This window comes from Intestinicryptomonas porci, assembly GCF_033971905.1.
In the GTDB taxonomy this organism is placed as follows: domain Bacteria; phylum Verrucomicrobiota; class Verrucomicrobiia; order Opitutales; family Intestinicryptomonadaceae; genus Intestinicryptomonas; species Intestinicryptomonas porci.
Genome location: NZ_JALBUT010000002.1, coordinates 135,151 through 149,157 on the forward strand (window position 1 = coordinate 135,151; position 14,007 = coordinate 149,157).

The 14,007-nt window shown below is 46.3% G+C and carries 9 protein-coding genes and 3 tRNA genes; 10 read left to right on the forward strand and 2 right to left on the reverse strand.

The annotated features are described in order from the left end of the window. Window positions 1–66 precede the first annotated feature (66 nt). From MOX91_RS02365 to lpxB, 7 genes are read left to right on the forward strand one after another with little or no spacing between them, the layout of a single operon-like run. Window positions 67–1,089 (forward strand): ABC transporter ATP-binding protein, encoded by a 1,023-nt coding sequence (locus tag MOX91_RS02365; protein ID WP_370396472.1) that lies wholly within the window; start codon window positions 67–69, stop codon window positions 1,087–1,089. A 35-nt stretch (window positions 1,090–1,124) separates the two neighbouring features. Continuing rightward, window positions 1,125–1,853 carry an ABC transporter permease gene (locus tag MOX91_RS02370; protein WP_370396473.1) on the forward strand — a complete coding sequence of 243 codons (729 nt, stop codon included), beginning with the start codon at window positions 1,125–1,127 and terminating at the stop codon, window positions 1,851–1,853. Between the two features lie 3 nt (window positions 1,854–1,856). Next, window positions 1,857–3,359 (forward strand): GldG family protein, encoded by a 1,503-nt coding sequence (locus MOX91_RS02375; RefSeq protein WP_370396474.1) that lies wholly within the window; start codon window positions 1,857–1,859, stop codon window positions 3,357–3,359. Window position 3,360: 1 nt separating this feature from the next. Beyond that, on the forward strand, window positions 3,361–5,253 hold the full coding sequence (locus MOX91_RS02380) for a DUF4340 domain-containing protein (RefSeq protein ID WP_370396475.1): 1,893 nt from the start codon (window positions 3,361–3,363) through the stop codon (window positions 5,251–5,253). A 41-nt stretch (window positions 5,254–5,294) separates the two neighbouring features. Next, the gene (locus MOX91_RS02385) at window positions 5,295–8,111 is read left to right on the forward strand and encodes an AsmA-like C-terminal region-containing protein (RefSeq protein WP_370396476.1); all 2,817 of its coding nucleotides are present in this window, start codon (window positions 5,295–5,297) and stop codon (window positions 8,109–8,111) included. Window positions 8,112–8,158: 47 nt separating this feature from the next. Continuing rightward, a complete protein-coding gene (locus MOX91_RS02390; protein ID WP_370396477.1) occupies window positions 8,159–9,094 on the forward strand; it encodes a Gfo/Idh/MocA family oxidoreductase in 936 nt (311 codons plus the stop codon). Continuing rightward, entirely contained in the window at window positions 9,091–10,260 is a 1,170-nt protein-coding gene (lpxB, locus tag MOX91_RS02395; protein ID WP_370396478.1) for a lipid-A-disaccharide synthase, read from the forward strand. The genes MOX91_RS02390 and lpxB overlap by 4 nt, the downstream gene beginning before the upstream one ends. 226 nt (window positions 10,261–10,486) lie before the next feature. On the opposite strand, the gene MOX91_RS02400 is transcribed toward lpxB, so the two are convergent. Then, window positions 10,487–10,560, reverse strand: a tRNA-Pro gene (locus MOX91_RS02400). A 103-nt stretch (window positions 10,561–10,663) separates the two neighbouring features. Between MOX91_RS02400 and MOX91_RS02405 the strand changes: the two genes are divergently transcribed. The 3 genes from MOX91_RS02405 (at window position 10,664) to MOX91_RS02415 (ending at window position 11,755) form a co-directional block, all read left to right on the forward strand. Further along, the gene (locus MOX91_RS02405) at window positions 10,664–11,545 is read left to right on the forward strand and encodes a PstS family phosphate ABC transporter substrate-binding protein (protein WP_370396479.1); all 882 of its coding nucleotides are present in this window, start codon (window positions 10,664–10,666) and stop codon (window positions 11,543–11,545) included. A gap of 48 nt (window positions 11,546–11,593) precedes the next feature. Continuing rightward, window positions 11,594–11,670: transfer RNA gene (locus MOX91_RS02410), tRNA-Gly, on the forward strand. Between the two features lie 10 nt (window positions 11,671–11,680). Beyond that, window positions 11,681–11,755, forward strand: a tRNA-Met gene (locus MOX91_RS02415). 177 nt (window positions 11,756–11,932) lie between these two features. On the opposite strand, the gene MOX91_RS02420 is transcribed toward MOX91_RS02415, so the two are convergent. Further along, window positions 11,933–13,906, reverse strand: a complete 1,974-nt coding sequence (locus tag MOX91_RS02420) for a glycoside hydrolase family 97 protein (RefSeq protein ID WP_370396480.1) — start codon at window positions 13,904–13,906, stop codon at window positions 11,933–11,935. Window positions 13,907–14,007: the final 101 nt, after the last annotated feature.

Below are 14,007 nucleotides of genomic sequence, written 5' to 3' on the forward strand. Positions count from 1 at the left end.
GCGAATGCTTTTCGGTTGTGAAAATCGGGGAGCTTCCGCCTCTTTGCAATTATTTTTTATTTGGATATGCAGGAAGTTGCTCAAAATGTCGAATATTCCATTGTCGCGGAAGGGCTTTGCAAAAGTTACGGCGCGATGAAGGCCATTGACAATGTGTCGTTTAAAATAGCCAAAGGCGAAATTTTGGGCTTTTTGGGTCCCAACGGCGCGGGCAAAAGCACGACAATGCGCATCCTTTCGGGGCTTATGCCCGCCACGAGTGGCAGGGCTTATGTCTGCGGCGTGAGCGTTGCCAATTTCCCCAAGCTCGCCCAGACGCACATAGGCTACATGCCTGAAAACAATCCGCTTCCCGAAGACGTGAGGGTCGCGGAATATTTGAAATTTCGCGCGGCGATAAAGGGTTTGAAGGGCGGAGAAATCCGCAGGGAAGTTGACGAAGTCATGGAAGTCTGCCAGCTACAGCGCAAGGCTTCGCGCAAGATTATCGGCAATTTGTCAAAGGGCTTCAAGCAGCGTGTAGGCATTGCTGACGCGCTTTTGGGGCACCCCGAAGTCATTATAATGGACGAGCCTACAATCGGGCTTGACCCCCACCAAATTATTGCGATAAGGGAACTTATAGATTCCCTGCGCGGCAGGATGTCGGTAGTGATAAGCAGCCATATCCTTCCCGAAATCGAGCTTGTATGCGACAGGGTGATGATTATCAACCAGGGCATGGTTGTGGCAAGCGGAACTCCGGAGAATTTGCGCAATGAATTTTTGCCTGTTGACACATACAAAGTTTCGGCAAGCGCGACTTTTGAAGAGATGAAAGCCGCGCTCGAGCCTTTGGGTTTCGGCTTTAAAATCGAAACCGTTGCCCCGAAAAATTCCGAAGGATTTGCGACTTACGCCTTGAAAACTAAAAAGCGCGAGCCTTTGGGCGATATTTTAATAAAAGAGCTGTCGCAGAAAATGAAATTGCGCGAACTGTATTTGGCAAGACCGACATTGGAAGACATCTTTATGGCGGCAACGAGGCGTTCTTGGGAAGAGAAGCGCGAAGGCATTTTCGGCTCAAAAAATCAGGAGATGGCTAAGTGAGAAAATTTTGGGCATTGTTAAAATATCAAATAAAGGTGCTTTTTATATCGCCTTCAACGTATGCGGCGGCACTTCTTTTTGTGTGCCTCATGGGCGGAATTTACATTTTGAGCCTGTGGGACGTCAGCGCGACGGAGGGCGGCAAAACGCCGATAGAGCTGTTTTTATCGCTGTTTTGGCTTCCGGTGCTTTTCATGGTGCCGATGCTTACCATGCGCAGTTTGGCGGAAGAGCGCAGAATGGGGACTTTGCAGGCGATGATGACTGCGCCCGTCTCTTCGTTTGAAATAGTGCTTTCAAAATTTTTGGCGTGTTATTTGTTATACGTCTTTTTCTGGGCTCTAACTTTGTTTTTCCCGATAATTACAGTGATGTCTTTGCCGCAGGCGGTTGCGGACGGCAGGATTTTTTCGGTGTCGAAAATCGCCACGGGCTATTCTTTCATTTTTGTGAGCGGGGCGGCGTATGTCGCGATAGGGATTTTCGCAAGCTCCCTTACTCGGAGCACATTGGTTGCGGGTATGCTGAGTTTTTGTATATTGTTCATTGCGATTGTGGGAAGCGCGCTTGCCGTCAACATAAGCCCTTCCGACACTGCTTGGAGCGTTTGGGCGGAGTCTTTTGCCGACTACGCGCAGTCTTTCAAGCATCTCGAAGATTTTTCCAATTCTCTTTTGGACACGCGCCCGTTCTTTTTATATTTGAGCGCGGCGGCGGCGTTTATCGGAGCCACGTCGCTCATTACCGAATACAGGAGTTCATAGCATATGCGCAGGTCTAAGAAATTTGAGAATTTTAGGGTTGTCGGCACTTTTCGCGCCATCAATTTGTTCTTGCAAATATTTTTGGCGGCAACGCTTTTCATCGGGCTTAATTTGATTGCGAGCAGGCATTACATAAAGTACGACTTTTCCAAAAACAGGGCAAATTCGCTTTCTCCCGAAAGCGTTGCGTACTTGAAAACCTTAAAAAAGCCCGTTGAGATTTATCTTACAATGAGGGTCGATTCAAATTCGGGGCATGCGGCAAATGCGGAGTCGAAAGCTATTTTAAAGGAAATTACGCGGCTTTTGGAGCTTTACGCCTACTCTTCGTCGGTCGGCGGGGAGAGAAAGGTGAAATTTGCCGCGGTTGACCCGATAGTAAATCGCAAGCGTGGTGACGAGCTTGCCCTGCGTTTCGGAAGAGACATTGAAAACTGCATAATAATTTCGTGTGAAGATAAAAACAAAAAACTCGTGCTTTCCGACTTGTACGACATCGAAGACGGAAAGCGAAAAAATTTCAAGGGCGAGCAGGCAGTAAGTTCTGCTATTTTGTCTGTTTCCTCCGACAAGGAAAACAAAATCTACTTCGTAAAGGGGCACGGTGAACTGAGCTATAAAAGCTTGAAGCCAAACACGGGGCTTAGCGAGTTTGCAAACGCTCTTTCCCTTTCAGGCTACAAGCTTGACGAGGTCGATTTGAATGTTTCAAAGAAAATTCCCGAAGACGCAGACATGCTTGTCATCGCCGCTCCGCAGACTTCTTTTTTGCCGAGGGAGCTGGATTTGGTGCGCAAGTATTTGTCAAAGAATAACGGCAGGGTTGTAATGTTTTTGGGAATGGGGCCCATTATCGGGCTTGACGACATTCTGTTTGAATGGGGATTGCGCTCTGACGACATGATGATTGTGGATTCTGCCGAATACGAATCTTCCACGGGTGAAATAATCGCAAGGGTGTTTCCCTCCAAGCCGCACCCCGTCGTAAAATATCTTGTCGATTTGGGTTTGCCCGTGCAGTTCGGCTCGGCGCGCCCCGTAAGGGAAGACTTGGGCGCGGCTGTTGACGGTAATTTAAGCTTGTTTCCGCTTATCGGCTCAAACCATACGAGCTGGGCGGACAAGTCGTATAAGCGCGGCGGCAAGCTTGTTTACGACGACGCGGCGGATTTAAAAGGCCCTCTGCCTTTGGCGATGATTGCCACCCGCAAGGGCGGCTCCGACTTGGGCTTGGACATCGGCGGCGGCAGGCTTGCCGTTTTCGGAGACGAGAATTTCATAACAAACGCCCGCTTTAACGCTCTCGGAAATTCCAAGCTTGCGATGAATACGATAAATTGGCTTTTCGATGAAAACCATTCGCTAAACATCGCCCCCAGAAAAGTTGACAGGTATTCCCTTGTCATAAGCAGGGGAGAGCTGAAAAGCCTTGGGCTTAAATTTTTGATTTTGCCCGCCGCCATTTTGCTTGCGGGGTTTTTAACATATCTTTTGAGGAGGCAGTAGCATGCGCTTTAAATTAACGATAATTCTTCTTGCCGCAAACATTCTGATGCTTCTTTCGCTATGGTATTTGGAGCATACTCCGTCGCTTAACATTATCCGCGACGGCGGCGGTTTTGCCGATTTTTCGTATCTTGAAATTACCGGCAAAAATTTGGACAAGCCCAGAATTTTGAAATTTGAAAATAACCGCTGGCGCATAGTTTCCCCCATTGAATGGTCGGCAAATTTCTACGCTCTAAGCAGAATACGCAACCAGCTTGAATTTTTGGACAAGGAAACGAGCTTTGAGGCTGACGACCTTAAAAAGCACGGGCAGAGCCTTGCCGACTACGGTCTTGAAGATCCCGTGCTGACTTTCAGGTACGGCGACGGCAAAAACATGCGCGAGCTTAAAATCGGCAAAAATACTCCCGTGGGCGACAAGGTTTACATGCAGGACGTGTCGAGCGGGCGCATAATAGTCGCCGACAAAACTTTGGCTGAAAATTTGTCAAACGACATTGACTTGCTCAGAGGGCAGAATGTTTTTGAAATTCCGCGCTTTGAAATATCGTCATTTTCAATACGCCTACCGCTTGGCGACTCCAAAATACCTCTGCGCTCCGATTTGAGAAGGGTGGGATTAGTCAAGGACGGCGACTCGTGGAATTTTGAAACGCCCATTGTCGCCCATGCAGATACGGGGGAAGTCAACGCATTTTTGGATATGCTTGAAAGCGTGACTGCGCGTTCTTTCGCCCCGCCAAATGCCGTAAACACGGGGCTTGACGTTGCCAATCTCCCGACGTCCATAACATTGCAGGGGACAAACCGCAAGCAGACTTTGTTTTTGGGCAGCCTCCTGCCTAACGGAACTTTGCGCTATGCGAGGCTTGATGAAAATCCGACCGTTTTCATGGTTGACGCCTCTTTATTCAAAAACTTGGGGAAAATCCAGACGGATTTGCGCGACAAGGCGTTTTTGAAATTCGACGAACTCAACTTGGACGAAATTGACATTTCTTCCGCCGCTTCTTCCGTAAAACTGAAAAAAATCAAAATTGGAGAATGGGACGCCATCGGCAAAAATTCAAGCGGCGCATTGGAAACCGTCCCCGCCGATTTTGTCCTTGTAAACTCGATAATCTCAAAATTGAAATCCGTTAGGGCGCGCGAGTTTGTGACCGACGCGCGCGGAGAAGACGCAAAGCGATTCGGTTTCGATGCGCCGACTCTCAAAATATCGCTAAGGCAGTCAAATGGCGCGGTGCAAACGCTTGTCGCTGGACTTCCTTTCAACAGCTCCGAAAGCGAGATGGTATATGTTTCGATGGCAGGAAGCCCCTCTGTTTACGGAATTTCTCCGAATGTTTTGCGCGGGATTCCTTCCGATATTTTAAGTTGCAAATCGAGGGTTTTAAGCGTTTTGCCGGAAAAGGCGGAAGTCCGAAAAGTCATTCTTTCCGAAGTCGGCGGCAAAGTTTTGTTTGAGATGGCGCAGGATGGAAGCGGCTGGAAAAATGCTCTTTCCTCTCTTCCCGATGCGGACAGAAGTTCTGCCGTTAAAATTTTGGACGCTGTCAAAAAATTTGTCGTTTTGAAATATTTGGATGCTCCTTTCGGGGAAGACGGCGTAAAAATCGGTGGCGGGGGTTTTGCTTGGAAATACCGCCTTTCCGCTGAAATCGCGATGGCGGGAACAGGCGGAAGCAAGACCGAGCTTAAAAGCTGGCTCTTCTCGGGGCGCGCGGGCGGCAGAACGCAGTACGGCGCAAGTTTTGAGCCGAAATCGGTTTTTGAAATCCCCCAAAATTTGATAGACGCCCTTTCATTTTTTATAATCGAAAAAAACGAGCCTGAAATTTTTAAAACTCCCGCCCCTAAGCCTTTGGAGCATCAGGATGTGAAAAACTGAAGCTTCAATGCGCTTGGCTGTTTTTTTTCGCATTTTTAACGATGGAAGAACGTCCAGACAACAAACGCGATGTCTTTTTGCGCGGATTTCTTAAATTCGCGCGCAGGGCTTTAAATATTGTTTTGTCTGCGTTTGTTTTGGGGCTTGCGGCGTGTATTTTGTCGTTTTTTTTCGATTTGTCGATGCCGATGCCCTCAAGGATGAGGGAGCAAATTCTAAGCCTTGCGCAAAACTTTGGCATAAATATTGAAGCCGAAGAAATAAGAGTGTCGCTAAACGGCAGGCTCGATTTTTCGGATTTAAAGGTGTCTTTTATAAATTCGCAAAAGCCGCTTTTTACCGCAAAGAATTTGAAGGCTGATTTTGAGATATTAAAGCTTCTGAGGGGGCGTTTGGGTTTGCGGGCTTTATACTTGCAGGGGTGCGACATATATTCTGGCTTTGGCGGCAATTCAAATTTCCCGATTTTTGAAAATCTTTCGCTAAACGCGTTCAAGCGCGGAGATTTTTACAAAATCTCATTCGCGAATTTCTACTTTGAAACGCTCTGCGTTTCTTTGTGCGGCAATGTTTCCGAGCAGTTTTTGCTTGAAAATTTATCGGGCGGGGAAGGCTCTTCCAAAAATTCTTTTAAGCAATGGGACGATTTTTGCGAGAAGGCGCATTTTTCAAAACAGTACTTAAAAACTTTTAATTTTCCCGCGGCAAACATAGAATTTGACATTGAAAAAGACGGCTTGGCGAGAGCCTTTTTGAGGGCAAATTCGTCGGGCTTTTCAGTCGATGTCTCGGGCAGAACTTTGAAATTTTCCGACTTCGCTTCTTTCTTGTCTTATGAAAAAAAGGGAGTAAGGCATTTGGTTTCGGCTGAAATTTTGTCAACGGGCGCGGATTTCGGGGGAGAAGTTTTGGCGAAGTCTTGCAAGGCGTTCGCAAATTTGGACTTAAATGAAATGCGCCTTTTGAACATTCACGCGTCTCTTTCAAACCTTAATGTTTACGGAGCTGAAATAGGCTATGCCGAGATAATGAAAGATGCTTTGAATCTTGCCGATATAAAGACGCTAAGAACTTCGCTTGACGGGCTTAAATCATTCTGGAAAATCGGAGGGGGAAGTTTGGGTGCCGAGTTTACGGGTAGCGTGGAAGATTTCAACGTAAAGCTAAGCGGAAATTTTTCGCCTGAGCCGCTTTTGAAGTGTTCGCTTATTCCAGAAGCCGAAGAGCTTGGCTGGTTTCGATTTTCCGATTCGGGGATTTTTTTGGACGGCGGCGCAAAAGTTAAAATCGACGTCGAAACAAAAACGCCTTCGGTTGAATGCAAAATGTTTTTGGACATACAAAACTCCCTGCTTTTCGGCGTGGATGCGAAGAGCCTTTCGGGCGATGTTTTTTATGACTCCAAGAGCGGGGATTTTTGGGCAAACGGCGCAAGGGCGGTTTCAACGGAGGGTTGGATTGTAGATGCCGACATTTATCAAAACTTAAAAACTTTCGACTATAAATTTATGATTTCGGGTTCGCTTCGCCCGTCCGCGATAAACCACTTCATGGAAGAGTGGTGGAAGGACGTGTTCGGCGACTTCAAGTTCGTAAAGGACTTTCCTTGTGCAGACATCGTTGTTTACGGGACTTGGGGAAATCCTGAATTTATGGATGTTTACGGTTTTGTGAGCCTTCAAAACGCATATCGAAACAATGTTCTTTTCGACGAGGCAAGCCTTGTAGTCTGGGTAAATCCTGCGAGAATTTCAATTTTCGACCTTTATGTAAGAAATGCCGATAGAACTCTTATGGGTGCGTTGGATTGGGCTTATTTTTCCAAAAAGCTCGATTCCTACAACGAAAACCGCATATTTGCCCGCTCCACTTTAAACAGGGAGGAGCTTATCGCAATGGGCGGAGAGAAGGTGAAAGAAAGTTTGGAAATTCTGGATTTTGACGAAGCTCCCAAGATTTCCCTAAATCTTTTGATGAAAAATCCGGACCGCGAAAAAAATGCGCCTGATATAATGAATTTGGACTATGAATGCGCGGGAAATACGCGGGCGGGGAAGTTTGAGCTGCAAAATTTGAAATTCAAATCCTACATTTTGGGAGACGACATTTATTTGTCGGAAATGGATTTCATCATCGCAAACGGGCGCGGTGCCGGAGAGGTCTTTGTCGGGAAAAGGGACGGCAAGGATTATTTTTCAGCCAAATTGAACATAGAGAAAGCCAACCAGCAAAAATTTATGGACGTGCTTTTGGGGCTTTCAAAATCGCCCAATGAAAAGAAAGCCGCCGTAGAAGACGAGGCGGGGGTTGAAAATTCAAAATACGGAGTTTTGAATGCCAATGTCGATATTTCCGGCTTTTCCGATTTTTTGGAAAGCTTTAAGGGCAAGGGGGAGATATTTCTGGAAAATCCCAAGCTTGCGACAATCAACATTTTCGGGCTTTTTTCGCGCCTTACTTCGGTTTTGCGCTTGCCTGTCGGAAGTTTCGAGCTTTCGTATGCCGAGTCTCCTTTTGAAATAGAGGACGCTCAGATTTCATTTGACGACATAAAAATCACGGGTCCCGCCGCAAAGATAATCGGCAAGGCGAGGTACGATTTTAGCAAGGATTTAATAAACGCAAACTTGATATTTTCTCCGTTTTCGGAAGTAAAAACTCCTCTTGTTTCGCATATTATGAGCGTTGTAAACCCTATTTCAAGCCTTGCGGAAGTCGAAGTCAGAGGGAATTTCGACAATCCCGATGTATCCATAAATCTGCGCCCTCTGAACGTTTTTAAAAGCGACGAATCCATAATGGAAAAATTTGAAAAGAAAATGGATGCCGAAGAAAGCGACAGAAAAAAATCCGAATAGAAATAACCTTGTGTTTTTTTGCGGTATCGTTAAAAATTCCAAACAATATGAAAAATCAAAAAAAGCTTCGTTGCGGCGTTATCGGCGTTGGCTATTTGGGGCAACACCACGCGCGCATTTACTCCGAACTTGAAAAGACCGAACTTGTCGGCATTTACGACGCAAGCCCGGAGAGGGCGGCTGAAATCGCGGGCAAATACGGCTGCAAGGTTTTCAGTTCGATAGAGGAGCTGGCTTCAAATGCCGATGCCCTGAGCGTTGCGGTTCCAACCGACAAACACACGCAAGTCGCGCTTCCCCTCTTGAAGTCGGGTTGCCATTTGCTTATCGAAAAGCCTATTTGCACATCCGTGGAGGACGCAAAAAAAATCATCGAAGAGGCGAAGAAAAACGACTTAATCGTGCAGGTGGGGCATATCGAGCATTTTAATCCCGTAATGGGATTTATGGAAAAAAACGTCTCGAATCCGAAATTCATTTCAGCGGACCGCCTTGCGCCTTTTAACATAAGAGGTACGGAAGTCGGAGTCGTGTTGGATTTGATGATTCACGACATCGGCATTGTCTTAAAGCTTGCAAATTCGGAAGTGGAGTCCGTTGAAGCCGTCGGCGTAAACGTTCTAAGCCGCACCGAAGATATCGCAAATGCGCGCATAAAATTCAAGAACGGTTGCATGGCGAATTTAAACGTAAGCCGCGTAAGCCCGAAGAAGCTTCGCGAAATCAGGATATTCCAGCCCGGGGCATATATGTCGCTTGACTTTATGAACCAGTCGGGGCATTTGGTAAAAGTTGAAAACGGCTCTATAGAACGCAGCGAAGTTCCCTTCGACAAGCAAGAGCCGTTGAAGGCTGAACTCGAAAGCTTTGCGGACTGCGTGATAAACCATAAAATGCCGAAAGTCGGCGTAAATTTGGGTAGTCTTGCCTTGGAAATCGCGCTTGAAATCACAAGCCAAATCGCTCCGAATTTGCAGAAATGAGTTCAAAAATCCCGAGCTCTTTTTCTTTTCCGCCGCCCGAGGACGGCTCGTGCGACGTTTTGTTCATCGCGGGCGAGCATTCAGGCGACGAGCAGGCGGCGAGGATGGTTGACAGGCTTTCGGAGCTTAATCCCGAACTCAACATTTGCGCTTTGGGTGGCAGGGCGTTGGCGCGCAGGGGCGTACAGGTTTTGTTCGACATGACGAAATTTTCCGTGGTCGGGCTTGTGGAAGTTCTGAAAAACCTTTCCTCCTTCAAGGCTCTTTTGCGCGGAATTACGGAGTGGATAAGAACATATAAGCCCAAGGCAGTTTGTTTTGTGGATTATCCCGGGTTTAATCTCCATTTGGCGTCTATATTGAAGAAAGAAGGGCTGAGCGTGAAAGGCGGGGGGAACATAAAGCTATTGTATTACATCAGCCCTCAAATTTGGGCTTGGAAAGCCCGCCGCCGCTTTAAAATGGCTGAAACTTTGGACGCTCTCGCCGTTATTTTCCCATTTGAAACAAAGTGCTATGAGGACACTTCTTTGAAAGTCGATTTTGTGGGGCATCCCTTTCTTTCAAAAGAATACGAGTCAAAGGTTTATTACGACAAAAATTCGCCCATGCTGTTTCTGCCCGGTTCGCGCGAAATTGCGGTCGGCAGAATTTTTCCGATAATGCTTGAAACTTTGCGCTTGATGGAAAACGAAGAGGCTGTCGTGCCGTATCCGGGCAAGGGTATTTTGAAGGTGCTTGAAGGCGTCTTGAAGAAATATCCCGACGTGTCTTCGCGCGTGCATTTGCGCAAGATAAGCGACGAGGGAAGAATAGGAGCGAAGGCGGTGCTGATGAGTTCAGGGACAATATCTCTTAGCGCGTGCCTTGAAGCAATACCCGGGGCGATAGTTTACAGGGCAAATCCGCTCACCTACATTGTTGGCAGAATGCTGGTTTCAATAAAATATTTGGGGATATCGAACATCCTTTTGGACAGGCCTGCATGGCCCGAATTCATACAGGGTGCGGCAAAGCCGAAAGCGATTGCCGACAGAATGCGCGAGTGTTTGGAAAACCCCGAAGTCATTGCGGCGGCGCAAAATGACGCCGGGCTTTTGCGCGGCAAGCTTTCCGCAAAGAATGAGTTTGACGCCGCCACATGGCTTATAAAAAATATGCTCTGACGTTTTGAGTGCCCGCCAAAAGCGAATTTTCAAGGATTTAGTGCTATAAATTTTTATCCTGCGGAAATCATAAAAATCCCCCAAACAAATGCGTTTGAGGGATTTTTTTAACGCATTCTCTGGCAGCCAAACGCAGCGATTTGCAAAAAGGCAAAGCCTCTGCAACCCATTTATTTATCAACAAAAAACCGCCTAAACGCAATGTCTAAGCGGTTTTTCCAAAAACTCGGAGCGAGAGGATTCGAACCTCCGACCTCTACGTCCCGAACGTAGCGCTCTACCAGGCTAAGCTACGCTCCGTAATTTTTATTCAGTCAAATATGTTTTATCTTTTTTAAATTTCAAGCTTTTTATGTCTATTTTTTTACTTGAAGAGAATATTTTGTTAATTACTATTTACTTTATGAAAAATTTTTCGTTTAAGTACGCTTTTGTTGCGCTTTCATTCTTTGCGGCTTCTTTTGCATTTGCCCAAAATCCCGTTAAAATAGTCGGGTCCGACATTGTGGGAGATAAAATTTCAAAGGAAATTTTGGCGCAGTCGAATTTGATGGGCGCAAAATGCGTTGTCGAAATGAACGGCTCGCGGGACGGGCTTAACGACTTGAAGGCGGGCAAGGCGGACATCGCCATTGTCGCAATTTTGGATTCCGACCAATTTCCCGATGGGCTTGCCGCAGTTCCGTTTGCGCATCAAATCGCCTCAATAATCGTAAATTCGCAAAATCCGATAGAGGAAATAACAATCCCGCAGCTACGCCAAATTTTCGGTTCCACGGGGGAACAGACCGATACTTGGTCGAATTTGGGGCTGAACAACACGATTTCACTGCGCAACATATACGCTCTCAGCACGAGTTTTCTTGACAATATCGCAGTCGAGCTTTTCAAAAGCAAATGTTTGGATGGCGAAAATATGTCGGATTCCGTTGATATAAAGGAAAATCTTGAGCAGGTCGTAAACGTCATAAAAAGCACGACGAACGCAATCGCCATTGTTAACGTAGCTCCGAACAATCCCGGCATAAAGGCTCTCGCAGTCGCACAGGGCGGGGCAAAGCCGCATCCGTTCAAGCCTACGTCCGAGAACATCCAAAACGGGGACTATCCGCTTGCCCTTCATTTTTATTTGGTTTTCGACAAAAAGAATGTAAAGAGGCTTCGCCCTGTTTTGCAAATGCTTTTGAGCGACAACATCGCTAATGGCATCGACAAGGGCGATTTGGTGTCCGCGCCAAAAAATTTCCGAAAAAGTTACAGTTTAGAGCTTGACATATCGAAATAAAGCGGCATTGTAGAGAGCTTTAATTGATTGGAGAATCCAATCCGCAACGCGGGCGTAGCTCAATTGGCTAGAGCGCGACCTTGCCAAGGTCGAGGTTGACGGTTCGAGACCGTTCGCCCGCTCCAATTTCCCAATGCCAGGGTAGCTCAGTGGTAGAGCAGAGGACTCATAAGCCTTTGGTCGGAAGTTCAAATCTTCTCCCTGGCACCATTTTAAAAGCCTGCAAATCCGCTATTTTAAAGGGTTTGCAGGCTTTTTTTGTTTTTTGGTTGGCTTGGAAAAAATTTGAGTTTTTGCGATTTATCGATTTTTTTTGCAAAAATTTTGCTCAAATAAATTTTGGAAAATAAAGCGCGGCTTGAAAAATCCAAGCAGATGCGGCGGCAATCAAGGGCGTGGTTTTTTTGTGAATTTTATTACAAATCCGCCGTTATTTGCGACGGGAAAAGTTATTGTGTCGCCGCCGTTTACTTCGATTGTTTCATGCTTAAAGTCCATTCCGATTTTATGCGAATTTGTTGTGTCTCGGTATATTTCTGCTACATATTTTTCATTGGGATTTAAAAATTCCGACAAGTTTTCTTTATGCTTGTGGTTGCCCTTGACCGTTAGTCCCGCCAAGTACCAAACATCGCCTTTTCGGCGCGCAATCGTGGCGTACTCGTCCATTTTGCAGTTTATGGCTTTGGTTTCGTCCCAAACGGTTGGAATGCCCGCCAAAAATTTAGTAGTCTTAGGTTCGCTTTCGTATGTCGTGGGGGAATCGCAAACCATTTGTATTGGCGAAAAGTACATTACAAAAAGGGCAATTTGGCTTGCTCGAGTCCCTTTCGTAATAAGAATATCGCGCAGGCGTTGTTTGGGGGTGTCCTGGGTGTTTGTCATCACTCCAGGCGTATAGTCGAGAGGTCCGACGAGAGTTCTGGTTTGCGCGATTTTTACGTTTTGTTCGGGGCTCATTATTTGGGGAAATTCATTGCCGCGGACGCTTTCGTAGCTTAAAATGTTTGGGTATGTTCTGTTCATTCCCGTGGGGCGCAAGCACCCGTGGAAAAATATCGCAAGCTTGTATTTTGCCGCAATGCGCGCGAATTTTTCGTGCATTTCGTTTGCGAGCTGGTCGTCGCGTTCGATAAAGTCGATTTTAAGCCCTGCAACGCCGTTTTCTGCAATCATTTTGAAAGAATTTTCGGGGTCGTAAGCGATATTTTTTGCGAGAGCCCAAAGCAAGAATTTCACGTTTTTTGATTTTGCGTATGCCGCCGCCTCTTTGATGTCGATGCGGTAGTCGCCTTTTAAAAAGAGGGTATCGTCGTTAATGGCGTCTCCCTTTACCCAGCCGTCGTCAATAAGCGCGAATGCCAGAGCGAATTTAGAGGCGAAGTCTATGAAGTAGTGGGCGGATTTTTGGTTTAGTTGTGGGTCGAAATCGACGCCGCGCAAGTTGTTGCGGCACATCCAGTCCCAAGTGCAAATCCCCGATGGAATCCACGAAGTGTCCTTTATTTTTGATGGGGTTGCGAGTTTATAGACCAAGTCGCTTTCAAGAAGCTCTTTGTCTTCTTTTGCCACTTGGATAATGCGCCACGGGAATTTTGCGTTTCCGTTTGTCTTTGCGATGAAATCTTCTTCTTCGTCGGCGACAACTGTACGTCCGAATGATGCGATTTTAAAAGTTTTAGGATATTTGGCATTCCAGCCGACGGGATGTTTTTTTTCTTTGTCGAATTTTACGCGGAGAGAAGGATAGGAGAATACGTCGCTTTCAAGCACGGCGATTTTTACGCCGTTTTGCGAAACCACGAAAGGCAGTCCCGCGGCAAATTTTCTTTCGAGGTCTTTCACTTTCCAAGTCATGATTTCTTCTTCAAAAGAGGTTTGCACGCCGCCGCAGCCATGAATCCATGCGGTTGCGTCGCTTTGGAATTTCAGCTCGAATGTTTCGGACTTCACCAACATTTGGGATTTCCCCATTTTGCCGACAAACCTGAACGCGAATGCGTTGTCATAAAGGCGGACAATTAAGGAAAATTGACCGAAATCAAGAACTGCCTCAGTGCAGAAATCGCGAATTTTGCTTTTTATGAAAAAGGGGGAACTTTCGGTTTTATCTATGAGGGTTTGTTTTGACGATTTTATTTTGGAATTTACGCCCCAGTCGCCCTTGTCGGTGTGCATTGAAATTGCGCAATTTTCAAGCAGGGGAGTGCCGTCTAAGAAGAGCGAATATTTCAGATTTTCGTCGTCTTCCATCTTTGCGCAAAGAGTGCCGTTTGGCGATTTTACTTCAATTATTTTTGCATTTGCCTGTGCCAAAGTTAAAAGAAGCGTAAAAATTGTTGCGGATATTATTCTCAACATAAGCTTTTCCAAAAGTTTTATTTCGCATTTTATAGACCGAATTTGGTTTTACAAGGCAATATGTCAAGCGGCGCAAACAAATAGTCGTTTTTAATGGCACA

Excerpts from the sequence above, each read along its gene's own strand:
- MOX91_RS02365 (WP_370396472.1), top strand. The coding sequence starts at position 67 with ATGCAGGAAGTTGCTCAAAATGTCGAATATTCCATTGTCGCGGAAGGG.
- MOX91_RS02375 (WP_370396474.1), top strand. The coding sequence starts at position 1,857 with ATGCGCAGGTCTAAGAAATTTGAGAATTTTAGGGTTGTCGGCACTTTT.
- MOX91_RS02380 (WP_370396475.1), top strand. The coding sequence starts at position 3,361 with ATGCGCTTTAAATTAACGATAATTCTTCTTGCCGCAAACATTCTGATG.
- MOX91_RS02385 (WP_370396476.1), top strand. The coding sequence starts at position 5,295 with ATGGAAGAACGTCCAGACAACAAACGCGATGTCTTTTTGCGCGGATTT.
- MOX91_RS02390 (WP_370396477.1), top strand. The coding sequence starts at position 8,159 with ATGAAAAATCAAAAAAAGCTTCGTTGCGGCGTTATCGGCGTTGGCTAT.
- lpxB (WP_370396478.1), top strand. The coding sequence starts at position 9,091 with ATGAGTTCAAAAATCCCGAGCTCTTTTTCTTTTCCGCCGCCCGAGGAC.
- MOX91_RS02405 (WP_370396479.1), top strand. The coding sequence starts at position 10,664 with ATGAAAAATTTTTCGTTTAAGTACGCTTTTGTTGCGCTTTCATTCTTT.
- MOX91_RS02420 (WP_370396480.1), bottom strand. The coding sequence starts at position 13,906 with ATGTTGAGAATAATATCCGCAACAATTTTTACGCTTCTTTTAACTTTG.